At 57.0% G+C, this 23,665-nt stretch carries 16 protein-coding genes, 2 tRNA genes and 3 rRNA genes (1 of these 21 cut by a window edge); 8 read left to right on the forward strand and 13 right to left on the reverse strand.

What is annotated here, in order from left to right; genetic code table 11:
• From ACVI9W_RS18400 to rrf, 5 genes are all read left to right on the forward strand, one after another.
• Positions 1-36: ribosomal RNA gene (locus ACVI9W_RS18400) — 16S ribosomal RNA — on the forward strand (it extends 1,501 nt beyond the left edge of the window).
• 84 nt (positions 37-120) lie between these two features.
• Positions 121-197: transfer RNA gene (locus ACVI9W_RS18405), tRNA-Ile, on the forward strand.
• A 10-nt stretch (positions 198-207) separates the two neighbouring features.
• Positions 208-283: transfer RNA gene (locus ACVI9W_RS18410), tRNA-Ala, on the forward strand.
• 230 nt (positions 284-513) lie between these two features.
• Positions 514-3,404 (forward strand): 23S ribosomal RNA (locus ACVI9W_RS18415).
• 139 nt (positions 3,405-3,543) lie between these two features.
• Positions 3,544-3,659: ribosomal RNA gene (gene rrf, locus ACVI9W_RS18420) — 5S ribosomal RNA — on the forward strand.
• The 16S, 23S and 5S rRNA genes sit together here with 2 tRNA genes alongside, the layout of an rRNA operon.
• A gap of 214 nt (positions 3,660-3,873) precedes the next feature.
• On the opposite strand, the gene ACVI9W_RS18425 is transcribed toward rrf, so the two are convergent.
• The 12 genes from ACVI9W_RS18425 to ACVI9W_RS18480 all read right to left on the reverse strand — a co-directional run bounded on the left by ACVI9W_RS18425 (position 3,874) and on the right by ACVI9W_RS18480 (position 19,161).
• Complete coding sequence (locus tag ACVI9W_RS18425) at positions 3,874-4,173, reverse strand: hypothetical protein (RefSeq protein ID WP_461530752.1); 300 nt, start codon at positions 4,171-4,173, stop codon at positions 3,874-3,876.
• A 98-nt stretch (positions 4,174-4,271) separates the two neighbouring features.
• Positions 4,272-6,026, reverse strand: a complete 1,755-nt coding sequence (locus tag ACVI9W_RS18430; protein ID WP_461530753.1) for a SulP family inorganic anion transporter — start codon at positions 6,024-6,026, stop codon at positions 4,272-4,274.
• 125 nt (positions 6,027-6,151) lie between these two features.
• Complete coding sequence (locus ACVI9W_RS18435) at positions 6,152-6,649, reverse strand: RES family NAD+ phosphorylase (RefSeq protein ID WP_461530754.1); 498 nt, start codon at positions 6,647-6,649, stop codon at positions 6,152-6,154.
• Positions 6,649-7,125, reverse strand: coding sequence for a type II RES/Xre toxin-antitoxin system antitoxin (gene parS / locus ACVI9W_RS18440; protein ID WP_342624484.1), 477 nt, complete (start codon positions 7,123-7,125; stop codon positions 6,649-6,651). The genes ACVI9W_RS18435 and parS overlap by 1 nt, the downstream gene beginning before the upstream one ends.
• A gap of 105 nt (positions 7,126-7,230) precedes the next feature.
• Entirely contained in the window at positions 7,231-9,441 is a 2,211-nt protein-coding gene (locus ACVI9W_RS18445; RefSeq protein ID WP_461531845.1) for an EAL domain-containing protein, read from the reverse strand.
• Between the two features lie 164 nt (positions 9,442-9,605).
• Entirely contained in the window at positions 9,606-9,917 is a 312-nt protein-coding gene (locus tag ACVI9W_RS18450; RefSeq protein WP_157191466.1) for a hypothetical protein, read from the reverse strand.
• A gap of 176 nt (positions 9,918-10,093) precedes the next feature.
• A complete protein-coding gene (locus ACVI9W_RS18455) occupies positions 10,094-10,618 on the reverse strand; it encodes a BRO-N domain-containing protein (protein WP_461530755.1) in 525 nt (174 codons plus the stop codon).
• Between the two features lie 286 nt (positions 10,619-10,904).
• Entirely contained in the window at positions 10,905-12,122 is a 1,218-nt protein-coding gene (locus ACVI9W_RS18460; RefSeq protein ID WP_461530756.1) for an MFS transporter, read from the reverse strand.
• Positions 12,123-12,238: 116 nt separating this feature from the next.
• Positions 12,239-13,105, reverse strand: coding sequence for a glutamate racemase (gene murI, locus ACVI9W_RS18465; protein ID WP_461530757.1), 867 nt, complete (start codon positions 13,103-13,105; stop codon positions 12,239-12,241).
• Between the two features lie 11 nt (positions 13,106-13,116).
• A complete protein-coding gene (locus ACVI9W_RS18470) occupies positions 13,117-14,091 on the reverse strand; it encodes a TauD/TfdA family dioxygenase (RefSeq protein ID WP_461530758.1) in 975 nt (324 codons plus the stop codon).
• Positions 14,092-14,790: 699 nt separating this feature from the next.
• Entirely contained in the window at positions 14,791-16,038 is a 1,248-nt protein-coding gene (locus ACVI9W_RS18475) for a ribonucleotide-diphosphate reductase subunit beta (protein ID WP_045187463.1), read from the reverse strand.
• A 240-nt stretch (positions 16,039-16,278) separates the two neighbouring features.
• Positions 16,279-19,161, reverse strand: a complete 2,883-nt coding sequence (locus ACVI9W_RS18480) for a ribonucleoside-diphosphate reductase subunit alpha (RefSeq protein WP_038608036.1) — start codon at positions 19,159-19,161, stop codon at positions 16,279-16,281.
• Positions 19,162-19,942: 781 nt separating this feature from the next.
• Here ACVI9W_RS18480 and ACVI9W_RS18485 point away from each other — a divergent pair.
• Genes ACVI9W_RS18485 through fhuF form a run of 3 tightly spaced genes read left to right on the forward strand, consistent with a single transcriptional unit; the run spans position 19,943 to position 22,823 of the window.
• A complete protein-coding gene (locus ACVI9W_RS18485; RefSeq protein ID WP_461530759.1) occupies positions 19,943-20,668 on the forward strand; it encodes a response regulator in 726 nt (241 codons plus the stop codon).
• Positions 20,665-22,278 (forward strand): ATP-binding protein, encoded by a 1,614-nt coding sequence (locus tag ACVI9W_RS18490; RefSeq protein ID WP_461530760.1) that lies wholly within the window; start codon positions 20,665-20,667, stop codon positions 22,276-22,278. Before ACVI9W_RS18485 ends, ACVI9W_RS18490 begins: the two co-directional genes overlap by 4 nt.
• Entirely contained in the window at positions 22,275-22,823 is a 549-nt protein-coding gene (gene fhuF, locus ACVI9W_RS18495; RefSeq protein WP_461530761.1) for a siderophore-iron reductase FhuF, read from the forward strand. The genes ACVI9W_RS18490 and fhuF overlap by 4 nt, the downstream gene beginning before the upstream one ends.
• A 6-nt stretch (positions 22,824-22,829) precedes the next feature.
• Here the strand turns inward: fhuF and ACVI9W_RS18500 are convergent, their stop codons facing one another.
• Entirely contained in the window at positions 22,830-23,531 is a 702-nt protein-coding gene (locus ACVI9W_RS18500) for a 4'-phosphopantetheinyl transferase family protein (protein WP_461530762.1), read from the reverse strand.
• Between the last annotated feature and the right edge of the window lie 134 nt (positions 23,532-23,665).

Consider the following 23,665-nt stretch of genomic DNA (forward strand, 5'->3'; position numbering starts at 1 on the left):
AGCCGTAGGGGAACCTGCGGCTGGATCACCTCCTTAATCGACGACATCAGCTGTTTCATAAGCTCCCACACGAATTGCTTGATTCATTGAAGAAGACGATATCGGTAACAGCTCTTAACTGGGTCTGTAGCTCAGTTGGTTAGAGCGCACCCCTGATAAGGGTGAGGTCGGCAGTTCGAATCTGCCCAGACCCACCAGTTTCTTGTTGGGGCCATAGCTCAGCTGGGAGAGCGCCTGCCTTGCACGCAGGAGGTCAGCGGTTCGATCCCGCTTGGCTCCACCATCCTTACCGCGTCAAAGCTTAGAAATGAATATTCGGATCGAATATTGATTTCTGAACTTTTTCAGAATCGTTCTTTAAAAATTTGGGTATGTGATAGAAAGATAAACTGGGCCACACTTTCACTGGTGTGTGTTCAGGCTAAGGTAAAATTTGTGAGTGACTCTTAAGAGTTTTGCGAATTTTCGGCGAATGTCGTCTTCACAGTATAACCAGATTGCTTGGGGTTATATGGTCAAGTGAAGAAGCGCATACGGTGGATGCCTTGGCAGTCAGAGGCGATGAAAGACGTGGTAGCCTGCGATAAGCTTCGGGGAGTCGGCAAACAGACTTTGATCCGGAGATCTCTGAATGGGGGAACCCACTCAGCATAAGCTGAGTATCTTGTACTGAATACATAGGTGCAAGAGGCGAACCAGGGGAACTGAAACATCTAAGTACCCTGAGGAAAAGAAATCAACCGAGATTCCCTTAGTAGTGGCGAGCGAACGGGGACTAGCCCTTAAGTGGCTTTGAGATTAGCGGAACGCTCTGGAAAGTGCGGCCATAGTGGGTGATAGCCCTGTACGCGAAAATCTCTTAGTCATGAAATCGAGTAGGACGGAGCACGAGAAACTTTGTCTGAATATGGGGGGACCATCCTCCAAGGCTAAATACTACTGACTGACCGATAGTGAACCAGTACCGTGAGGGAAAGGCGAAAAGAACCCCGGAGAGGGGAGTGAAATAGATCCTGAAACCGTATGCGTACAAGCAGTGGGAGCCTACTTTGTTAGGTGACTGCGTACCTTTTGTATAATGGGTCAGCGACTTATATTCAGTGGCGAGCTTAACCGAATAGGGGAGGCGTAGCGAAAGCGAGTGTTAATAGCGCGTTTAGTCGCTGGGTATAGACCCGAAACCGGGCGATCTATCCATGGGCAGGTTGAAGGTTAGGTAACACTGACTGGAGGACCGAACCGACTACCGTTGAAAAGTTAGCGGATGACCTGTGGATCGGAGTGAAAGGCTAATCAAGCTCGGAGATAGCTGGTTCTCCTCGAAAGCTATTTAGGTAGCGCCTCATGTATCACTGTAGGGGGTAGAGCACTGTTTCGGCTAGGGGGTCATCCCGACTTACCAAACCGATGCAAACTCCGAATACCTACAAGTGCCGAGCATGGGAGACACACGGCGGGTGCTAACGTCCGTCGTGAAAAGGGAAACAACCCAGACCGTCAGCTAAGGTCCCAAAGTCATGGTTAAGTGGGAAACGATGTGGGAAGGCTTAGACAGCTAGGAGGTTGGCTTAGAAGCAGCCACCCTTTAAAGAAAGCGTAATAGCTCACTAGTCGAGTCGGCCTGCGCGGAAGATGTAACGGGGCTCAAACCATGCACCGAAGCTACGGGTGTCACTTAGGTGACGCGGTAGAGGAGCGTTCTGTAAGCCTGTGAAGGTGAGTTGAGAAGCTTGCTGGAGGTATCAGAAGTGCGAATGCTGACATGAGTAACGACAATGGGAGTGAAAAACTCCCACGCCGAAAGACCAAGGTTTCCTGCGCAACGTTAATCGACGCAGGGTTAGTCGGTCCCTAAGGCGAGGCTGAAAAGCGTAGTCGATGGAAAACAGGTTAATATTCCTGTACTTCTAGTTATTGCGATGGAGGGACGGAGAAGGCTAGGCCAGCTTGGCGTTGGTTGTCCAAGTTTAAGGTGGTAGGCTGAGATCTTAGGTAAATCCGGGATCTTAAGGCCGAGAGCTGATGACGAGTTGCCTTTAGGCGACGAAGTGGTTGATGCCATGCTTCCAAGAAAAGCTTCTAAGCTTCAGATAACTAGGAACCGTACCCCAAACCGACACAGGTGGTTGGGTAGAGAATACCAAGGCGCTTGAGAGAACTCGGGTGAAGGAACTAGGCAAAATGGCACCGTAACTTCGGGAGAAGGTGCGCCGGTGAGGGTGAAGGACTTGCTCCGTAAGCTCATGCCGGTCGAAGATACCAGGCCGCTGCGACTGTTTATTAAAAACACAGCACTCTGCAAACACGAAAGTGGACGTATAGGGTGTGACGCCTGCCCGGTGCCGGAAGGTTAATTGATGGGGTTAGCTAACGCGAAGCTCTTGATCGAAGCCCCGGTAAACGGCGGCCGTAACTATAACGGTCCTAAGGTAGCGAAATTCCTTGTCGGGTAAGTTCCGACCTGCACGAATGGCGTAACGATGGCGGCGCTGTCTCCACCCGAGACTCAGTGAAATTGAAATCGCTGTGAAGATGCAGTGTATCCGCGGCTAGACGGAAAGACCCCGTGAACCTTTACTATAGCTTTGCACTGGACTTTGAATTTGCTTGTGTAGGATAGGTGGGAGGCTTTGAAGCGTGGACGCCAGTTCGCGTGGAGCCATCCTTGAAATACCACCCTGGCAACTTTGAGGTTCTAACTCAGGTCCGTTATCCGGATCGAGGACAGTGTATGGTGGGTAGTTTGACTGGGGCGGTCTCCTCCTAAAGAGTAACGGAGGAGTACGAAGGTGCGCTCAGACCGGTCGGAAATCGGTCGTAGAGTATAAAGGCAAAAGCGCGCTTGACTGCGAGACAGACACGTCGAGCAGGTACGAAAGTAGGTCTTAGTGATCCGGTGGTTCTGTATGGAAGGGCCATCGCTCAACGGATAAAAGGTACTCCGGGGATAACAGGCTGATACCGCCCAAGAGTTCATATCGACGGCGGTGTTTGGCACCTCGATGTCGGCTCATCACATCCTGGGGCTGAAGCCGGTCCCAAGGGTATGGCTGTTCGCCATTTAAAGTGGTACGCGAGCTGGGTTTAGAACGTCGTGAGACAGTTCGGTCCCTATCTGCCGTGGACGTTTGAGATTTGAGAGGGGCTGCTCCTAGTACGAGAGGACCGGAGTGGACGAACCTCTGGTGTTCCGGTTGTCACGCCAGTGGCATTGCCGGGTAGCTATGTTCGGGAGAGATAACCGCTGAAAGCATCTAAGCGGGAAACTTGCCTCAAGATGAGATCTCACTGGAGCCTTGAGCTCCCTGAAGGGCCGTCGAAGACTACGACGTTGATAGGTTGGGTGTGTAAGCGCTGTGAGGCGTTGAGCTAACCAATACTAATTGCCCGTGAGGCTTGACCATATAACACCCAAGCAATTTGCGTCGAAATGACCAGATTGCGGTGTTGTGAAGACGAAACGAACCGAAAGTTTGCGACTCACAATCATCACATACCCAATTCGCTGGAGTGTCTGAACAAGACCTTCTGGCAACAGAATTTCTTGACGACCATAGAGCATTGGAACCACCTGATCCCATCCCGAACTCAGCAGTGAAACGATGCATCGCCGATGGTAGTGTGGGGTTTCCCCATGTGAGAGTAGGTCATCGTCAAGATTAAATTCCGAAACCCCTATCTGCGTATGCAGGTAGGGGTTTTGTCTTTTCCGGTCTTTGTGGGAGCTGGTTTTGCCGGCGATGCCGATACCGCGCAATAGCTGACACCCCAGTGCTGCCATCGCCGGCAAGGCCGGCTCCCACGGTCCTGGCACAACAAACCATCGCGCAAAAAAAACCACCCCGCAGGGTGGTCTCTTAGGCTTGCCTACGTTTACACGAAAGCCTGTGGCGCTACACCGCGAGGCAAACGGCAGCGATCGGGCAGGGCGGCCAGGCGTACACGCCAGTTGGCCTTGAAGCAGAACGGTGCTGCCTTCACCTGCTGGCTAGCCTGGCGCTGCTTGCGCAGTTCTGCCAACGATGGAGTGGCCTTCTTGACCGGAACGGCATCAGCCTTGTCCAGCGAGCGCTGGCACGACTTGCAATCGACCTTGTCGGCTTCAGAAGTGCTGCTGAGGTTATTGCCATTGCGACCGCAAGCGACTGCGTCGCTGCTGATTGAGTAGTGCATTACCAAAACTGTACATCTCCACACATATGAACAAAAGCGCGGGTATTTTCGCATAGGTTGGCACCGGATGCGGCGCTAACCTGCATTCTCGCTCGCCGCTAAGGTGTCCAGTCGACGCCGTGTTCCTCCAGATAGGCATCCACGGCAGCGCCAACCGTTGGCTGGAAAATATCACGGCCTATGTGGTCCAGCACTTCCAGACGCTTAAGCTTGTCCTTCACCGGGTCTTTCATTTCGGCAAAGCGCAGTTCGATGTTTGCCGCACGCAGTGTCTGTTCCAGCTCCACCAGCATGTCCGCCGAGGTCACGTCCACACTGGTAACCGGCTCTGCAGCCACCACAACCCGGCGCACCTCGGTCGTCGACCTGGCGATGGCCTCCAGCACACACTTCTGGAAAAGCTCGGCATTGGCGAAGAACAGCGGTGCATCCCAGCGGAACAGCACCAGGCCGGGTACCAGGCGAGCGCCGGGATAGCGGGAGATATCGTGATAACCGCGCACCCCGTCTACGCGACCGAGCACCGTGTAATGTGGACGCCAGCCATCCCAGAGAAACTCGATCACGGCGATAACAACCGCCAGACCGATACCGGGGACCGCACCGAGCACCACCACCCCGACAAAGCAGGTAATCGAAAGCCAGCACTCCCAACGCTGGATACGGTAGATCCGCTTCAGGTCCTTGATCTCGAACAGGCCAATAGCGGCCGCGATCACCACGGCGGCAAGGGCGCTGTTGGGCAGGTGCTGTAACAACTTGGGCGCGAACAGCAGCAACGATGCTACCCCTAACGCAGCGAACACGCCGGTGAGTTGCGTGCGCGAGCCGGCCGCCTCGGCGACCGGTGTACGAGAAGAGCTGCTACTGACCGGAAAGCCCTGGAATAGTCCCGTCGCCAGATTGGCGACCCCCAGACCGACCATTTCCTGGTTCGGGTCGACAGGGCTACGGGTCTTGGCCGCATAGGTGCGCGACAGCACGCTGGTATCGGCGAAGGACACCAGCGCGGCAGCGAAGCCACCAATCAGCACCGTGATCAGGTCTTCGGCCCGCAGCCAGGGCACCACGAAGCCGGGAAGCCCTTGCGGCATAGGGCCCAGCACCTTGACCCCATGACTAGCGTCGAGGCCAAGACTGCCCACCACCAGGGTCGCTGCGACCACACCAATGAGGATGCCTGGCACGCGCTTGAAGCGCTCGAGCACCAGGATCAGGGCCAGGGTTCCGGCGCCGATGATGAATCCAGCCCAATTAGCTTGTCCTGCCAGCAGGGCCTGACCGACGTTCAGCACTTCACGCAGGGGGCCGCTGCTCTCTACCGAGATATCGAACAGCTTCGGCGTCTGGCTGATCAGTACCGTGAAGGCGATACCGTTCATGTAACCGTAGCGAATGGGTTTGGACAAAAGCTCGGTGATAAAGCCCAGACGCAGCAAGCCGGCACCAATACACACCAGCCCGCACACCAGGGCCATGGCGCTGGCCAGGGCAATGGCACGCATGGGGTCGCCGCCAGACAAAGGCAGCACCACGGCAAGAATGATTGCCGCCAGCGCCGAGTCAGGCCCGAGTACCAGAATCCGGCTGGGCCCGAACAAGGCGTAGACCAGCAGCGGCACGATGCTCGCGTACAGCCCGTATATACCTGGCACGCCCGAGGCTTCGGCATAGGCGATACCCACCGGTACCAGCATGGTGGTCAGCACCAGGCCTGCGAGCAGGTCTTTCGGCAGATCGCCCATTTGGTACGAGCGCAGCACCTGCAGCCCGGGCAACCAGCGTCGCCAGCTGCTTTGAGTAGTGGTGGGGCGCGCAAGAGTAGTGGGCGGGGTGGCTGGGCTTTCGTTCATGCAGGGCTTTCCGATAGCGTCGATAGGGCTCCTTGGCCGGAGCTTTTTAAGGATGGCTCACTATCGTGGTTACGCCGAAAAACTTGGCTGCTGCAGATCAACTGCAACCGAATCACCTGCCTCGCTTACTGCAGAGGGGGATTCAGCCGTCCATCCAGTGCGAACGGCTCCTGCAGAACAACTTCGTAGAGGCCTGCAGCCAGTTGTGGGTTCATCAACAGATTCCAGCTATAGGGCGACACACAGGAAGGAATCAGCACGAAGGGATGCTGTTCCAGCAGTTTCGCACCAAAGGCTTGCTGGCTGCGGCTGGGCGTTCCCGGTCTCAGCCAGTTCAGGTTGGGCACATCCTTTCGCTCCACTTTGTACACCCTGGAAGGGTCCATCACCCGTGCCGCCGTCAGCGTGTGCGCAACACAGTCGAGAGTCTGAAAGCCTTTATGCACCGCCACTTCAAGAATCGCCGTAGCAGCATCAAGGCTGGCATAGACCACCTGAAACCCCTTGGGATTCCAGCGCCCGCCACACGCTTCTGCGCCAATGCCGCTGTTCCACGAAAGCGCGTGCCTGGCATGGTCGAGACGCCAGAAATGCAGGTCATGGGCCAGAGGGTCCGTCACCATCAGTAGACCCCGTAATCCAGCCGATTCAAAAAGTCGGTGACCAGCTCATAGCCGACCGGATTGGACAGTAGGTCGATGGGCGACTCGCCGTCCAGCCCGAGCGCCGGCCGGGTCATCCATTCTTCGGCAAGCGCGCGGGTGCCAAACACCTCCTGCGCTTTCTCCAGCACCTCTGCGTAGTACAGCGCCCTGGCACTTTGTTCAGGGCTCAGGGCTTCATCCTTGTTCTTCATCCGGCGGGCGAGGGTGCGCTCCGACAGGCCGACGATCTTCGCCAGTACGTTGTGCCGCTTGAAGGTTTCGACCGACTCGACCAACTGAATGACAGAGCTGAGCGGAAAACCGCTCTGGGTGGCCTTGAACACCTCCATGCGGTTGTCGGTGTTTGTGTCGGGCAGCAGCAGGTCGACAATTGGCGCTTTGCCAGGCTTTTTCGGTGATTTCCTGGCGTCTGTGTTTTCCGCGGTAGCAGACATGGTCGGCGCTCCAATCTGGACAGATGGCATTAAGTGTAATGCCAATTGGCAGAGGCGTGAGAAAAGAAGAGTGGCACAAAAAAGGCCGCCTCGCGGCAGCCTCTTTCAATGCCCCTCGAAACAGTCCTCTCCACTGAGTAGCCGTGGCATTTGCTCGGCAGGTCGTGGCCGGCTAAACCAGTATCCCTGGGCGTAGTGGCAGCCTTCACTGAGCACAAAGTCGAGTTGTGCCGGGTTCTCGATGCCCTCGGCCACTACCTCCAGGCCAAGGTTACGGCCGAGGCCGATGATCGCTTGGCTGATCGCACTCTGTTTGTTGTCGTAAGGGATGCCGCCAATAAAACTTTTATCCAGCTTGAGGATGTGCAGCGGAAAGCGTGTGAGATATCCAAGGGAGGAGTAACCGGTGCCAAAATCGTCCAGCGCCAACAACACGCCAAGGCTGGCCAATTCGTTCAGACAAGCCAGTGTGTCCATATCATCATTCATTAGCTGGCTTTCAGTAATCTCCAGGATCAGGCTGGCTGGTGACAGGCCGCTTTCTTGCAGGATGTCGATTAACCGGAGGGAGAAGTCGACTTGCTGCAACTGGATGCTGGAGATGTTCACCGAACAGCGCAGACGGTCATGACCGGCCAGTTGCCAGGCGCGAGTCTGCTGGCAGGCCTGGCGCAACACCCATTCGCCGACGCGAATGATTTCCCCGGACTCCTCCAGCGCCGGGATGAACTCCAGCGGAGAGATCAAGCGGCCACCATGGCGCCACCGTAATAATGCTTCGACCCCCGACGCGAGAGGCGCCCCTTGGTCAAGACGATAGATCGGTTGATAGTGCAACTCGAATTCACCGTGTTGCAGCGCCTGGCCAAGGGCGGACTCCAGTTCCAAATGATGCTGAGCGGTGTGTTGCAACGCTTCATGGTAGTGGGCGAATCGCGCCTTGCCGGCAGACTTGGCGCTGTAGAGTGCAAGGTCGGCGGCCTGCAAGACATCCAGCGCTTTGCCGTTATCGTGCAATGGAGCGATACCAATGCTCGCACTAACCACCAGGGTACGACCGTCCATGTGCAGCGGTTGATGCAGAGTGTCGAGAATGCGTTGGGATACTCGCTCGGCGTCACGGCCGCAGGTGAGATCATGAAGCAGTACGATGAATTCGTCCCCGCCGAAGCGGAATAGTTGATCACCAGGGCGCAGAGAACTTCTCAAGCGCTGCGCCACTTCCACCAGTACACGATCGCCAACGTTGTGGCCGAGGCTGTCGTTGATCAACTTGAAGCGATCGAGGTCGACGAACAGCAGCGCCTCCTGAGTACCTCCCTTGCGCTTTTCCACCAATGCTTTCTGCATTTGCTCGTCAAGGCGCATGCGGTTGGCCAGGCCGGTCAGCGGGTCATGGTGGGCGGCATGTTTGAGGCGCTGCTCGGCGTCTTTGCGCGCACTGATATCGGACTGTGAGCCCGTCATGCGTAGATGGCCCGGTGTCGTCGTTTCGGCGACACCGCGCACAAGCACCCAAATATAGCCACCGTTGTTTTGTCGGATGCGGTACTCATGGTGTACCGACGATGTCAGGCCTCGTAAGTGGGCATTAATGGCCTCGCGAAAGTCCGGCAGATCGTCCGGATGCACGCGCCCGAACCAACTGGAACTGCTTTCGCCGATGCTATCGCGGCTGAGGCCGAGCATGCTCGCCCAGCGTTCCGAAACATACAGGCGGTCCTGATCGATGTGCCAATCCCAGATGCCGTCATTGGCCCCACGCAGAGCACGGGCGAAGCGCGCCTCGCTCTCTTCCAGCGCCTTGTACTGGGCCGCGCTGTAGGTGTCGATGGCCAAAGTCATGTCGAAGAACACTGCTTTCAACAGACTTGAGTAGAGTGAGGTGTTGGGGTTGTTGCCGAACACGCTGGCAAGCATGTCGTCGAGGTACAGCCGATAGGCGCCCAGATACCACTTCAACTCCAGGCCGACCTGTTGGTGGATCACTCCGATGCGCAGACGGCCGTTGACGTAGGCATCATCGTAGGGGCCACCCCACAAACACTGGTAATACTCGGCCTGGCTGTGCTTCAGTCTGGCGGTGACCTCTGGTGTGCGGAGTAGCGCAGACGGCGTGGGAAATTTGGCCAGGTGACAATACAAACGATCGACGAAAACCTGCTGAGCGGGGGCCATGTGCTGAGCCGCTGCGCTGAGCCGCTCGGCATCTTCGGCATTCCAGTCGAGAAAGCGGAAGCGCTCGGCAATCTCCTCATGGTCGAGACGGATACGCCTGAGCAATTCCGTCAGGTCTTTTGTCACCTTCACTCTCATCCCCCCATGCTTGTACAGATGCCTTTTCGCTGACAAAAAAAAACGCCATGACAACCGGTTCTGGTCAAGAACTGGTGTCACGGCGCTTCGTCTTTCAGGCCCGTTGTCCTGCTCGGCAAAGCCGGTTCCCGCATTGAGCGGAACCTACTGATGGCATAATTACATCATTTCGGATTGTCTGGCAATGTGTCCAGCAATGCTGTTAGGTGCTGGCGTAGTTGTCCCAGTTCGCGGGATTTGAAGGCGTGGCGAGTCCGTTCCAGAACCTTGGTGGCCTCGACCAAAGCGGCCTGTACCCGCCAGGCCGGCCCCAACCGTGCCTCACCGTGCCAACGGCAAAAAGGCGCCGCACTGCAATCGTGCGGCATGCTCAGCACCTCGCAATCGGGTGCTGTGTGAGCCAACAGGGGGCGCAGTTGGTCGGCCAGTTCACGATCGTTGCAGATAATCCGGGGTGTCGAGTTGGATTCGAGCATCAAACTGTATCCTCACAAGGTTGGCACGCTGTTTACAACACAGTCCGCGGCACCTCGTTGACTCAAATCAACGTCGAAGCTGAGCCCAAAAATTATCCACCTGGCGGAAGATCTGTCAGGCGCGATGTAACTGGCACACCGCGATCGCGGGGCAAGCCCGCTCCTACCGCCCAGCATCACAGCCTGAGCCAGCGTGCAGTCATTGTTTTCCAGGAGCAATGGGCTTTCGAAACGTATCTGCCCACCGACAATTCAGGCTCAAAAACCACCTGCGGCACATCCCTCAACCGAATCCACGGCTCTTGTTGCCACTGAAGCAGACTCAACGAATGCCCACCCCAATCCAGCTGACCAATCTGCGGTACATCCCGCTCTACCAGATCCTGGCTGTCCCGCAGCACCGCAATCACCTCATAGGTAAGCCATCGTCGCAGGTTGCGATTTTCGGGAATGTAATGATGAGCCAGCAGGGTGTAAGCGCCGGACTCACTGATCATCACCGTGTCGCGATACTCGCCGTAGCGCAGCAATGACAAGGTCCGTCGCTGGTCTGCATCGAGCTTGCGCACGATATTTTCGTCGAGATAGCGGCCAATCAGGCGTCCCAGCTCTCGGGCGCAGAACCAGGCTTGGGATTCGAGCCAGAGGGTGTGGAGGGGGCGATTGTGGCGGGTGAAGAGGGTGGAGCAGTAGTGGGTCATGATGGGCTATCCAGATTAGGGAGAGCCGTTTCTAACGGGAACGGGGTTCCGCCGTATGAGCGTTCTTAAGCGCTATGGAAGCTTACCTGGTTACCACGCACTGAGCCTATTATCTGGTGTAGGAACGGTCCTGATCTGCGTTGCTGCTTGGTTGCTCTGGTGTTTTTGAGATCGCGCGGGCGGCGCTCGATCTCATAAGCGCGGAAAGTCACAAGGCAAGCGCCTGTTAGCACCGATACATTCAAATGCCCACAAAAAAGGCCGCCCTACGGCAACCGAAATAGGATTACCGCATTTGCAGCCTCATCGCTTGGTTCCTCTTGCCGGTAGTAAACAGCACAATGGCAGAAACTATTGCTAGCGCTCCCCAGCCATAGGCATAGGTACCGAGGCTGTCTCGCGATAGACCAATAATCGGAGGTATCAATACTACGGAAACCTGATTGGCTGTCATGGCCATTCCCAGCGCGAAGCCCTTGCGATCAGCGGGAGCGGTTTCTGCAATATAGGCTACCCAAGGGCCGTACCACCCATATGCAAAGAACCCAGTCAGCGCCATGAATGCACTCAGGATAGCCAGGTTTTGGGTTTTCAAAAATGGTAGCAGTACCAAGATGGCAGTTACTGCGCCCAGACAAGTCATTACGGGGTAGTATCTTCCTGCCTTACAACGGTCGCTCCAGGTTGCGAGTATAATTCTTCCAGCTATGCCTGCTCCCAGCACCACGAAGAACATCATTGTCGCAATGAAGCTTTCAAGCCCAAGTGAAGTGTGAAGGTACAAAACTAAAAATACCGAGATGGCGTACTGAGAGGCGGTAAGGCTAGCGCCAGACATCATGATATTTCTCATGGACGGGTCGGCTGCCATCGATAGCCGTGATACAATCGCTGACTTTAGGTTGATTTGTTTTTTTGTGTTGTCTTGTCGTACTTTAGGCGTTTTATATAGCGTTATAAAAATAACGGCACCAAATAATCCAACTAATCCGCCCGCCAGGAAGGCTGCTTGAATCGAGTATAGGCTGGCAATAAATGGAAGTAGTAGTGTTGCCATGGCGCCGCCAAGTGGTAATCCAGCTTGTCGAATGCCCATTGCAAAACCTAGCTGGCTACCTTTGAACCAATTAGATACTGACTTGCTTCCCCCAGGCTGGGCCGTGCTGTATCCAAAGCCTAATATTATAAGAGCTATCAGCAATTCAGTGTAGGAAGTGGCTAGCGCAGCTCCGCACAATGAGGCCCCAACGATTAATGTTCCAATACCTACAACAAACCGCTCACTGTATCTGTCCAGCAACTCGCCAGCAATCAAAAGCCCAGCAAGTGGGATCAATTGTGCAGCTGAAATCAATGTGCCTATCTGCCAGTTAGTGAGGCTCATTTCGGATTTAACATTCAACGCTATAGACCCAAAGCCCTGAACAAAGAAGCAGGCGCACGCTTGTGCAAAAGTGGCTGCAGCTAAAATCACCCATCGATACCGGTTAATAAAAATACTCACGGCCTGATCTCCTTTTCCGAAAGCCCAACACTGTTCCGTTACACCGGTAATTGAGTTTTTATTGTCCTGTTCGAGTATGTGGCTGCTTGGAGCAAATTTTTTTGATAAATGATTGGCTATGTTGCGCTGAAGCCATTTTTCCAGAACACTTGCTGATATTCGGTTGCATCTTGCTTGCTCGTGAACGTGACGGATTTTAACGGCAGGTTGATGGGCCTGACTTTTGTTTTCGCTATAGATGCTATCTGTAGAGCGACTTTTTTTGCAGGGTCAATCCAGTTTTCAACAGATGGAAATATTTTTCTCAAATCATCGATCAGATGAGGGAAATGAGTGCAGCCAAGAATTACTGTATCGATCGATAATCGTTGTTTTTTTGTTAGATGGTTATCTATTAGTCTAGCGAAGTTAGCGAAACTCGCTGCCTGTCCTGCCAGTCTACTCTCAGATAGTGTTACCAACGACTGGGTCGCGATTGGCCATATTCGTGCTCGCATTCTAGCAATGGCTATCTCTTGGCTAATATATTTACTTTCAACTGTGGCAGGAGTCGCAAGTAAAACGATATTCTTGTTGTCAGAGGTTTCAAGAGCATCCTCTATGGGGGGAGTGACCAAGAAACAGTGTTGAATAAGCTGGTCGAGGCCGTGCTCTATTATCGCTATCGAGGCAGTATTGCACGCTACAACTAATGCTAGCGGGCTCACCTGCGCACAAAGCTGATCTAACAACTGCTGGACCCGCTGAGCGACCGCAGCCCCAGGCTTACTACCGTAAGGGAACCAATCGTTATCCGCCACATATAGGATGCTCGCGTCTGGAATCAGCTGTTCCAGTTGCCGTGCTACCGTTAAACCACCTACGCCCGAATCTAACACCACAATTGGACGTTTGGAGTTGAACAGTTGATTGCCATCAAATACAGTTTCATCACCTAGCCAAAAATTTTGGGCGGTTGCAAATGGAGTTTTGTGGGTGTCCATCGACATTCGCCTTATGCATTGATGGCGCGAGTGGCTACCGAGCTCCGCATTTCGCGGGACTTTCTCAGGCTTGATGCGAATACCACCCGAGATAGCCAGCGAGCACTGTCGCCGTAGTTAGCCTTGAAAGAGTCTCGCGCATGCACGCACCGGTAGTTATCGATGAAGACGCAGTCCGTTGGTTCAAGCATGAGCGCTACGCAATTTTCTGAGAAGTGGTGCAGCAGTTTTTCCAGCGCTTGACGTTCGATGCCTTCATATTCTTCAATATTCAACGTTGCAGCATTAATCTTGACATATGGCGCGTCGCTATGACCGAATAGAATTGTCTGGGAGTTTTCTTCTATAACGTCAGATGTGCTGTGGATCGGGTTGTGAGAAACCTTGAATCTTGGTTCAAATAGCACTTTCTTTTCTTCAGCACTAAGCTGAATGCCATCGATGCTCGAAATCGTTGTTGCTGCGCGTTCATCGTTGCGCATGCACACGAGACCCAGGTACTCGGGGCGAGCAGGGTGAAAAGCATCTTCTACGTGAAATCCAAAGTCGAGAACAGACCCAGCGCTAGAGTTGGCAATTTCTCTATATCTTTGAAGCGGCACAATGTTGTTGTAAATACTACCGCCGCGCTGTGACGTGAACCCAATTCCCTCGCCAAGCAGCGATCCATAGAGGCCGTGCAAGATTTTTGCGTCGTTCAAGCGGTAGTCTTCGTCTAACTCAATATGCCTGGATGGAGTTGGTCCTGCGCCATCGGCAAGGACTGGGTTGCTGGACACCAGAAGCGCCGAAAATACTTCCCTGCGTTTGAAGTCATAGAATTTTTCGCGAATGCTTCGTGGTAACTCTTGGGCGTACAGAACTGCTTTTTCCATAAAGCTGTACTGATTTGTCATTTCGGGCTCTTTTATAATTTCATCCAGTAGGCCGCGAATTTGTTGTTTTTCATGGTTGGTAGGGATAACTCGCTTTACTACGGTTGCCATAATGTATTGCTCCATTATATTGGTGCTTGTAGTAGTCGATATAAGCCTTAAAGAATTAATTTAAGAATATGGCTCTCCGGCCTCCAAGGTGGCAAGGTGTGGTCTGGCATCAACAAAGTTTTGTGGCAAGTTTGTTTTGTATTGAAAAATAAATTTAGCTAATCGCTAGGTACATTTGCTTGGGTGTGAGAGAGGGTAGAGAGTTTGGTAGGGCGTAGTCAATCTTCATGCTGTAGGAAGTTTCTTGTTTTTCGCATGAGACAAATGAAATGTCTTCGTTCTCTGGCTATGTGGAAGCCTTTCAATCTGCGCGGCGATCAAAAAAAATGCACCGTATCGAAAGATACGGTGCATTTCTCGTTATGGCTTACATCCAGGGAGAGCCACATAGCTAGGGCAGCCTGTTTCCGTTCTCGCTGGGAGAGTTGATTCCCGGTCAAGGAACAGCTGCAGCAACATGAACTAATGGTCACTGCGGATACCGGCTACCTCAATGGCAAGCAGTGCCAAGCGGCGCTGAGTGGCTACGTCGACTATTCGTTGTGGGTCGGGCTCAACGCCGACATTTCGCACGCTGTGCTCCCGAAGATTTCGTCTCAAAGCAAAACGCCCCGAACATGTCGGGGCGTTTTGCTTGGACTGTCGGCTGGGTGTTTTCACACCGTCTGTAGCAGTCCTTCCTGGAACCCGAGCAGGGACTCAATCCCAGCTCAACGCCCCACCAGTCTGATACTCAATCACTCGCGTCTCAAAGAAGTTCTTCTCCTTCTTCAAGTCCATGATCTCGCTCATCCATGGGAACGGGTTAGTAGTCCCTGGGTACTCTTCCTTCAAACCGATCTGCGACAGGCGACGGTTGGCGATGAACTTGAGGTAGTCCTCCATCATCGCGGCGTTCATGCCCAGTACGCCGCGCGGCATGGTGTCGCGTGCGTATTCGATTTCCAGCTGGGTGCCCTGCAGGATCATCTGCGAGGCTTCTTCCTTCATTTCGGCATCCCACAGGTGCGGGTTTTCGATCTTGATCTGGTTGATCACGTCGATACCGAAGTTCAGGTGCATGGACTCGTCACGCAGGATGTACTGGAACTGCTCGGCAACGCCGGTCATCTTGTTGCGGCGACCCATCGACAGGATCTGGGTGAAGCCGCAGTAGAAGAAGATGCCTTCCAGAACGCAGTAGTAGGCGATCAGGTTGCGCAGCAGTTCTTTGTCGGTCTCGACGGTGCCGGTGTTGAACTCGGGGTCGGAGATCGCGCGGGTGTAGCTCAGGCCCCAGGCGGCTTTTTTAGCGACCGACGGGATCTCGTGGTACATGTTGAAGATCTCGCCTTCATCCATGCCCAGCGATTCGATGCAGTACTGGTAGGCGTGGGTGTGGATCGCCTCTTCGAATGCCTGGCGCAGGATGTACTGGCGGCATTCCGGGTTGGTGATCAGACGGTACACGGCCAGGGCCAGGTTGTTGGCAACCAGGGAGTCGGCAGTGGAGAAGAAGCCCAGGTTGCGCATGACGATGCGACGCTCGTCGTCGGTCAGGCCTTCCGGGTTTTTCCACAGGGCGATGTCCGCGGTCATGTTGACCTCTTGCGGCATCCAGTGGTTGGCGCAACCGTCCAGGTACTTCTGCCAGGCCCAGTCGTACTTGAACGGCACCAGCTGGTTGAGGTCGGCGCGGCAGTTGATCATGCGCTTTTCGTCAACCGCGACACGGGCAGCGGAACCTTCCAGCTCAGCCAGGCCTTCGGCGATGTCGAGTTGGTCCAGGGCAGCCTTGGCACGCTTGACTGCTTCGGAGTCATCGGCAGTTACGGCGCGAGCTTCCAGAGCAGCAACACCGCCGGCGTTGTCCAGCTTGTCGATGCCTGCGGCAGCAGCTTGAGTGGCGGTTGCGCCTTTGGCGGCTTCTTCGCCTTCGTCTTTATCGAATTCGTCCCAGCTCAGCATGGTGGGTCTCCTGCTTGAGGGCCATGTTCAGTATGGCCGGTGGATCTTGGTTGCGATGCTTGCGGTTAGGTACTGCTGTGCACGCAAAAACTTGGAATGCTTCCGGGAGCGGGGCTCCTCGGCAGGTCTTGGGCACAAGGACCCAGGGCCTATTTGTCTTGTTGCGAAGGGCAGGGCGGCGGGGCCGCCCATCGCTGGCAAGGCCAGCTCCCACAGGAGAGCTGGCCAGCCTTCAGCCTCTTATTGGCAAGCTTCGCAATCCGGCTCGTCGATGGCGCAAGCCTTCGGCACTGGCGCTGGGCCGGCTGCCTGGATCGGCGCGCTGTCGCCACCGCTGGAGACGGCGTTGAGCTTGCCGGTGTTGATGGTCGACTTCTCGGTGCTGGTCGCGGCCAGGGCACGGAGGTAGTAGGTGGTTTTCAGACCACGGTACCAGGCCATGCGGTAGGTCACGTCGAGCTTCTTGCCCGAAGCGCCGGCGATGTACAGGTTCAGCGACTGGGCCTGGTCGATCCACTTCTGACGGCGGCTGGCGGCGTCGACGATCCACTTGGTTTCCACTTCGAACGCGGTAGCGTACAGGTCTTTGAGTTCCTGCGGGATGCGCTCGATCTGCTGTACCGAACCGTCGTAGTACTTCAGGTCGTTGATCATGACCGGGTCCCACAGGCCACGGGCCTTGAGGTCGCGAACCAGGTACGGGTTGATCACGGTGAATTCGCCCGAGAGGTTCGATTTCACGTACAGGTTCTGGTAGGTCGGCTCGATCGACTGCGATACGCCAGTGATGTTGGCGATGGTCGCGGTCGGCGCGATGGCCATGATGTTCGAGTTACGAATACCTTTCTGTACGCGAGCACGTACCGGTGCCCAGTCCAGGGTTTCGTTCAGGTCGACGTCGATGTACTTCTGGCCACGGGCTTCGATCAGGATCTGTTGCGAATCCAGCGGCAGGATGCCTTTGGACCACAGCGAACCCTGGAAGGTCTCGTAGGCGCCGCGCTCGTCAGCCAGGTCACAGGAGGCCTGGATGGCGAAGTAGCTGACCGCTTCCATCGACTTGTCGGCGAACTCGACGGCAGCGTCGGAGCCGTAAGGGATGTGCTGCAGGTACAGTGCGTCCTGGAAGCCCATGATGCCCAGGCCGACCGGACGGTGCTTGAGGTTCGAGTTACGCGCTTGCGGCACCGAGTAGTAGTTGATGTCGATCACGTTGTCGAGCATGCGCACGGCGGTGTTCACGGTGCGTTGCAGCTTGGCGGTGTCCAGCTTGCCGTCGACGATGTGGTTCGGCAGGTTGATCGAGCCCAGGTTGCAGACCGCGATCTCGTCCTTGTTGGTGTTCAGGGTGATCTCGGTGCACAGGTTCGAGCTGTGGACCACGCCAACGTGCTGCTGCGGCGAACGCAGGTTGCACGGATCCTTGAAGGTCAGCCACGGGTGGCCGGTCTCGAACAGCATCGAGAGCATTTTGCGCCACAGGTCTTTGGCCTGGATGGTCTTGAACACCTTGATCTTGTTGTACTCGGTCAGGGCTTCGTAGTACTCGTAGCGCTCTTCGAAGGCCTTGCCGGTCAGGTCGTGCAGATCAGGTACTTCGTTCGGCGAGAACAGGGTCCACTTGCCGTCATCGAAGACGCGCTTCATGAACAGGTCAGGGATCCAGTTGGCGGTGTTCATGTCGTGGGTACGACGACGGTCATCACCGGTGTTCTTGCGCAGTTCGATGAATTCTTCGATGTCCAGGTGCCAGGTTTCCAGGTAGGCACACACAGCGCCCTTGCGCTTGCCGCCCTGGTTGACCGCTACGGCGGTGTCGTTGACTACTTTCAGGAAGGGTACGACGCCCTGGGATTTACCGTTGGTGCCCTTGATGTAGGAGCCCAGTGCACGCACAGGGGTCCAGTCGTTGCCCAGGCCACCGGCGAATTTCGACAGCATGGCGTTGTCGTGGATCGCGTGGTAGATGCCCGACAGGTCGTCCGGCACGGTGGTCAGGTAGCAGCTCGACAGCTGTGGACGCAGGGTACCGGCGTTGAACAGGGTCGGGGTCGAAGCCATGTAGTCGAAGGACGACAGCAGGTTGTAGAACTCGATCGCACGGGCTTCTTTGTTTTTCTCTTCCAGCGCCAGGCCCATGGCCACACGCATGAAGAACACCTGAGGCAGCTCGAAGCGCACGCCATCCTTGTGGATGAAGTAACGGTCGTACAGGGTCTGCAAGCCCAGGTAGGTGAACTGCTGGTCACGCTCGTGGTTGATCGCCTTGCCCAGTTTTTCCAGGTCGAAGTCGGCCAGGGCCGGGTTCAGCAGTTCGAACTCGACGCCTTTGGCAACGTAGGCCGGCAGGGCCTTGGCGTACAGCTCGGCCATCTCGTGGTGAGTGGCGCTTTCGGCCACGCCGAGGAAGCCCAGGCCTTCGGCACGCAGGGTGTCCATCAGCAGGCGGGCGGTGACGAACGAGTAGTTCGGCTCGCGCTCGACCAGGGTACGGGCGGTCATCACCAGGGCGGTGTTGACGTCTTTGATGGCGACGCCGTCATAGAGGTTCTTCAGGGTTTCGCGCTGGATCAGGTCGCCATCGACTTCGGCCAGGCCTTCGCAGGCCTCGGTGATGATGGTGTTCAGGCGGTTCATGTCCAGTGGCGCGAGGCTGCCGTCGGCCAGGGTGATGCGGATGCTCGGGTGCGGCTGTACGTTGGCGTCTTCGGCGTGAACGCGGGTAGCACGCTCTTTGGCGCGCTGGTCACGGTAGATCACGTAATCGCGGGCAACTTTCTGCTCGCCGGCACGCATCAGGGCCAGTTCGACCTGGTCCTGGATTTCTTCGATGTGGATGGTGCCGCCCGATGGCATGCGACGCTTGAAGGTCGCGGTAACCTGTTCGGTCAGACGGGCAACGGTGTCATGGATACGCGACGAGGCAGCGGCGGTGCCGCCTTCAACTGCGAGGAACGCCTTGGTGATGGCCACGGTGATCTTGTCGTCGGTGTAGGCGACGACAGTGCCATTGCGCTTGATCACACGCAGTTGGCCTGGGGCGGTAGCAGCCAGATCCTGGTTCGAATCAGCGGCCTGCGGCGCCTTGGCCTGCGGGTTCTCGCGAGTTGTGTCGGTTTGCATGGGTGTCTCCACGTTCTCTATGTTTGTTTAGGCGCCTTGTGGGCACCCGCCGTTCCGTCCGAAAGCCCAACAACCGACGCTGATGGCACGCGGGAACGCGACGCTCCGGCATGCCGAACAGGTCGGGCATACTCACTTCGGGACAGATCAGGAAAATAAGGGGCAATTTCTTGCCGCTCCCTGGCCGAAGTCAAAGGTTCTGAATCCACGACTCAAAACTGTTGCTGTACGGTGTGCCTATGGCTTGCAACACCCGTACCCGAAACAACACCCTCCGAGGGTTTGCAACGGACGCCTCCGCAGGAGCGGTTTGGCTGCTGAATGTTTCTAAAGTTCAAGCAAAAAAGCACTGAATCAGGGCTTGAGTTTCTTGCTCGACTTGTGCTTGGGAATCTGTTCAAAACCCAAGATGTAGTGTTTTGTTTCGATAGGGATACAAGATAATGCGGTCTTGGGGGTATTGCAAGGTGGTGGTCTGTGGATAACTTGTGAGTAGTTTGTGAGTGATTTTGGCTAACGCCTTGTAGGCCGTGTCTTAGCGCCAGATGACCGTCCGTCACCCTTTTTTTCACTGACTGCGGTTATCCCGGCGGATATTTTCGGGCGCGCACCCTACCACAAATCCGATAGCCTTCCGAGCAATCCGCCCCGTGGTTTTTTGCCGCTCGTGGTGACGGTTGGCAGGCGTCGGTGCCCGACGTAGTATCCGGGGCCGATGTTGCCTTTTGGTGAAGCCGTTGCCAGGGCACTCTTTAATAACAACAAGCCGTCGAGGTGAGCCGTGGAGCAGCAGCGCAGTCAGGTGTTGATCGTCGAGGATGACCAGCGTTTGGCCGATCTGACCCGAGAGTACCTGCAGGCCAACGGTTTTGACGTCGAGGTCGAAGGTGACGGAGCCAAGGCGGCGGCGCGGATCATTGCCGAGCAACCGGACCTGGTAGTTCTCGATTTGATGTTGCCCGGCGAAGACGGCTTTAGTATCTGCCGCAAGGTTCGCCAGCAATTTACCGGCCCGATCCTCATGCTCACCGCCCGCAGCGATGACCTGGACCAGGTTCAGGGCCTGGACATGGGCGCGGATGACTATGTGTGCAAACCGGTGCGCCCACGCCTGCTGCTGGCGCGCATCAATGCCTTGCTGCGGCGCAGTGAGCCGGCTGCTGAAAGCGAGCCTGCGCAATGCCTGCAGTTCGGCCCACTACGGGTGGACAACAGCCTGCGTGAAGCCTGGCTGCGCGATGAAGGCATCGAGCTGACCAGCGCTGAGTTCGACTTGCTCTGGCTGTTGGTCAGTAACGCCGGACGCATCCTGTCCCGTGAGGAGATCTTCACCTCGTTGCGCGGCGTGGGCTATGACGGCCAGGATCGCTCCATTGATGTGCGTATTTCCAGGATTCGCCCGCGAATCGGCGACGACCCCGAGCACCCGCGGATGATCAAGACCATCCGCAGCAAAGGCTACCTGTTCGTGCGCGAGGCGGCCGAGGCCATGGGCCAGGTGCGATGAACTCGATTTTCCTGCGGATCTATGGCGGCATGCTCGCCGCGCTGGTGCTGGTGGCTGTGCTCGGGGTGCTCAGTGTGCACCTGCTCAACGAGGTGCGTGCCGGCCAGTACCGCGAGCGCCTGGCCCACGGCACGTTCACCCTGATGGCCGACAACCTGGTGCCGTTGGGCGAGGTCGAGCGCAAGCGCACCCTGCTGATCTGGGAGCGCTTGCTGGGCATACCGCTGAAGCTGCAGACCCTGACGCAGGCCGGCATCGACGGTGGTCAGCGCAGTCAGTTGCAGCGTGGCCAGGTGCTGGTAGAGAAGACCGGCCCGCATGCGGCCAAGGTCATGCGCCAGGTCGGCACAGAGAGTCTGCTGCTTACAGGTGAGGTCGAGCAGATCAGCGAGCAACTGGCGCGGGCAACCATTTACCTGCTGGCCGATGAGTTGGTGCGCTACCCAATTGGCGAGCAGCCGCGGCGCCTGGCCGAGATCAAGCAAAGCAAGGGATTTGGTTTCGACCTGAGCCTGCGGCGTCTGGAACAGACCGACATGGACGTGGACCAGCGCCGCCGTGTCGATGAAGGCGACACGGTGATGACCCTGGGCAAGGATGGTGACTCGATCCGCGTCGTGGCCGGGATGGTCGGCACCCCTTGGGCGCTGGAGATCGGCCCGCTGTACCAGATGAATCCCTACCCGCCACAGCTGCTGGCACTGATTGCCGTGCTCGGTCTGTGCCTGATTGGCCTGATCGTCTATTTATTGGTACGTCAGTTGGAGCGGCGTCTGTCCGATCTCGAAACCGCCGCTACGCGCATTGCCCAAGGCAGCCTGGAAACCCGCGTGGCCGCCGACGATGCCGACTCGGTCGGACGTCTGGCCGCGGCCTTCAATGGCATGGCTGAACACCTGCAGCGCTCGCTGACCATCCAGCGTGAACTGGTGCGCGCGGTTTCCCACGAATTGCGTACACCGGTGGCGCGGCTGCGCTTCGGTCTGGAAATGATCGCCAGTGCGCGCGACGACCAGGCCCGGGACAAGTATTTGAGTGGAATGGACGGCGATATCCAGGAGCTGGACAAGCTGGTTGACGAGATGCTCACTTACGCCCGCCTTGAGCAGGGCGCACCGGCCTTGCATTTTCAGCGCGTCGACCTGGATGCCCTGCTGGATCAGGTAATCGCCGAGCTGGCGCCGCTGCGCAGTGACGTCAAGGTCGTGCGCGGACCGTGCCAGGGGCCAGAGGAAGCGGAAGGGCAGGGGGCCTGGGTGGAAGCCGAGCCGCGTTACCTGCACCGGGCGTTACAGAACCTGGTGAGCAATGCCATGCGTCATGCCGAGTCGCAGGTCAGCCTCAGTTACCAGCTTGGGTCGCAGCGTTGCCGGATCGATGTCGAAGACGACGGCCCGGGCGTGCCGGAAAGTGTCTGGGACCGGATTTTCACCCCCTTCACCCGCCTCGATGACAGCCGTACCCGCGCTTCCGGCGGGCATGGCCTGGGCTTGTCGATTGTGCGTCGGATCATCTATTGGCACAAAGGCCGGGCGTCGGTCGGGCACAGCGAGCGCCTGGGTGGCGCGCGCTTCAGCCTGAGCTGGCCGCGTCAGCAGGACGCTGCATGAGTGCCTGGTTACCTCTGGACCAGCTGCTGCAACCGGCTCGCTTCGAATCCTTGCTGCTAGACCTGTATGGCCCCGAGCTGATGCCGGCGCAGCGTGCGGTGCTGGTGTCGCAGTGGTCCAAGTACTACTTCGCGGTGCTCTGGCAGTCGTTGCTTGGCGGTAGCGTGCTGCCCGTTTTCGACGCCACTGAGGTAAGCCTGGACAGCCGTGGCCTACCGCTCGCCCTGAGAGCACAGGGGGCGTGTTGTGAAGGGCTTGAAGCGGCGCTGGAGCATCACCTGCAACCGATGGTGTTGCGTCTGGCGGCGTTGGGCGCAGTAGCGCCTGCGGTGCTCTTGGGCAATGCCGGGGACTGCCTGGATCAGGCACTGCAACGCAGCGAGGGTGATGGCCGCGGTTTAGGCCGTTTGCTCACCTCGGCTGACAGCCCGCTGTTTGCCGCCGTCGGTGTGGATGCTGCGGGCAGCCGCCGCCGACGTACCTGCTGCCTGAGTTACAAGGTCGACTGGGTCGGGCACTGCGAGCACTGTCCGTTGCTGGCTTGAAGCGCTTCAGACGCTGACCAGGCTCAGCAACTGGTCATCCTGCAGGCTGAACTGCCCCTCGATTTCCTTTCCTTTGTGCCACTGCGCTGACAGATCAGTCAGCAGGCGCAGGCGTGCATGGCCATCGGCCGACCACGCCAGCACTTCGGCGTGCTCAAAGTAGAAACGCTGCTGGACGATCGGGTAGAGCGCTTTGAACAGGCTCTCCTTGAGAGAAAAGGTCAGGGTGACGGTCAAGCCCGTCTGACTGGCGTCCATCCGCTGCAGTTCGTCTGCGGTGAGGATCTCCCGGGCCAGGCGTTCGGCGCGTTCGTCACTGAGCAGGCTTTCCTGATCCAGCCCCAATCCCTGGCAATCGCTGCTGCGTGCCACCACCGCGGCCGCCCAGCCTTTGCCGTGGGTGATCGAACCACTGATACCGGCCGGCCAGACCGGCGAGCGGTCCTCATGGGTACCTGGCACGTAGTCGCAACCCTCCAGGCGCTGCAAGGCCGCCCGCGCGCACACCCGGCCCGCCAGGTACTCGGCCTGGCGCTTGGCCACCGAGCGTTGCAGGCTCGGCGTCTGCTCGATGCCGGCGCGGGCGAAGTCGTCGCTGGCCAGCAGCGCCGGGTCGAAGGGGCAACTGACCAGTACCGCACCGGCGACCGGGCGGGGCAGGGGCCAATGGTGCAGCAACGGGGCGCAGCAGGAGGGGAGTCGGTTCATGGCCGCTATTGTGCCGTGGCTGTCGAGGGCTTGCCAGCACAGCTGTTCAGCCGAGGTTCAGGCAGGGTTCAGCGGTCGTTCAGGAGGGTTTGCTTACTCTGGCTCCAACACCAGAACGGCATATCAGCCAGGAG

It is taken from the genome of Pseudomonas sp. 210_17 TE3656, assembly GCF_054821965.1.

Bases quoted from the DNA above. Each gene is read 5' to 3' on its own strand.
- ACVI9W_RS18470 (WP_461530758.1), bottom strand. From the start codon at position 14,091: ATGGCAACCGTAGTAAAGCGAGTTATCCCTACCAACCATGAAAAACAA.
- ACVI9W_RS18475 (WP_045187463.1), bottom strand. From the start codon at position 16,038: ATGCTGAGCTGGGACGAATTCGATAAAGACGAAGGCGAAGAAGCCGCC.
- ACVI9W_RS18450 (WP_157191466.1), bottom strand. From the start codon at position 9,917: ATGCTCGAATCCAACTCGACACCCCGGATTATCTGCAACGATCGTGAA.
- parS (WP_342624484.1), bottom strand. From the start codon at position 7,125: ATGTCTGCTACCGCGGAAAACACAGACGCCAGGAAATCACCGAAAAAG.
- ACVI9W_RS18430 (WP_461530753.1), bottom strand. From the start codon at position 6,026: ATGAACGAAAGCCCAGCCACCCCGCCCACTACTCTTGCGCGCCCCACC.
- murI (WP_461530757.1), bottom strand. From the start codon at position 13,105: ATGGACACCCACAAAACTCCATTTGCAACCGCCCAAAATTTTTGGCTA.
- ACVI9W_RS18490 (WP_461530760.1), top strand. From the start codon at position 20,665: ATGAACTCGATTTTCCTGCGGATCTATGGCGGCATGCTCGCCGCGCTG.
- ACVI9W_RS18425 (WP_461530752.1), bottom strand. From the start codon at position 4,173: ATGCACTACTCAATCAGCAGCGACGCAGTCGCTTGCGGTCGCAATGGC.
- ACVI9W_RS18435 (WP_461530754.1), bottom strand. From the start codon at position 6,649: ATGGTGACGGACCCTCTGGCCCATGACCTGCATTTCTGGCGTCTCGAC.
- ACVI9W_RS18455 (WP_461530755.1), bottom strand. From the start codon at position 10,618: ATGACCCACTACTGCTCCACCCTCTTCACCCGCCACAATCGCCCCCTC.
- ACVI9W_RS18500 (WP_461530762.1), bottom strand. From the start codon at position 23,531: ATGAACCGACTCCCCTCCTGCTGCGCCCCGTTGCTGCACCATTGGCCC.
- ACVI9W_RS18445 (WP_461531845.1), bottom strand. From the start codon at position 9,441: ATGAGAGTGAAGGTGACAAAAGACCTGACGGAATTGCTCAGGCGTATC.
- ACVI9W_RS18480 (WP_038608036.1), bottom strand. From the start codon at position 19,161: ATGCAAACCGACACAACTCGCGAGAACCCGCAGGCCAAGGCGCCGCAG.
- fhuF (WP_461530761.1), top strand. From the start codon at position 22,275: ATGAGTGCCTGGTTACCTCTGGACCAGCTGCTGCAACCGGCTCGCTTC.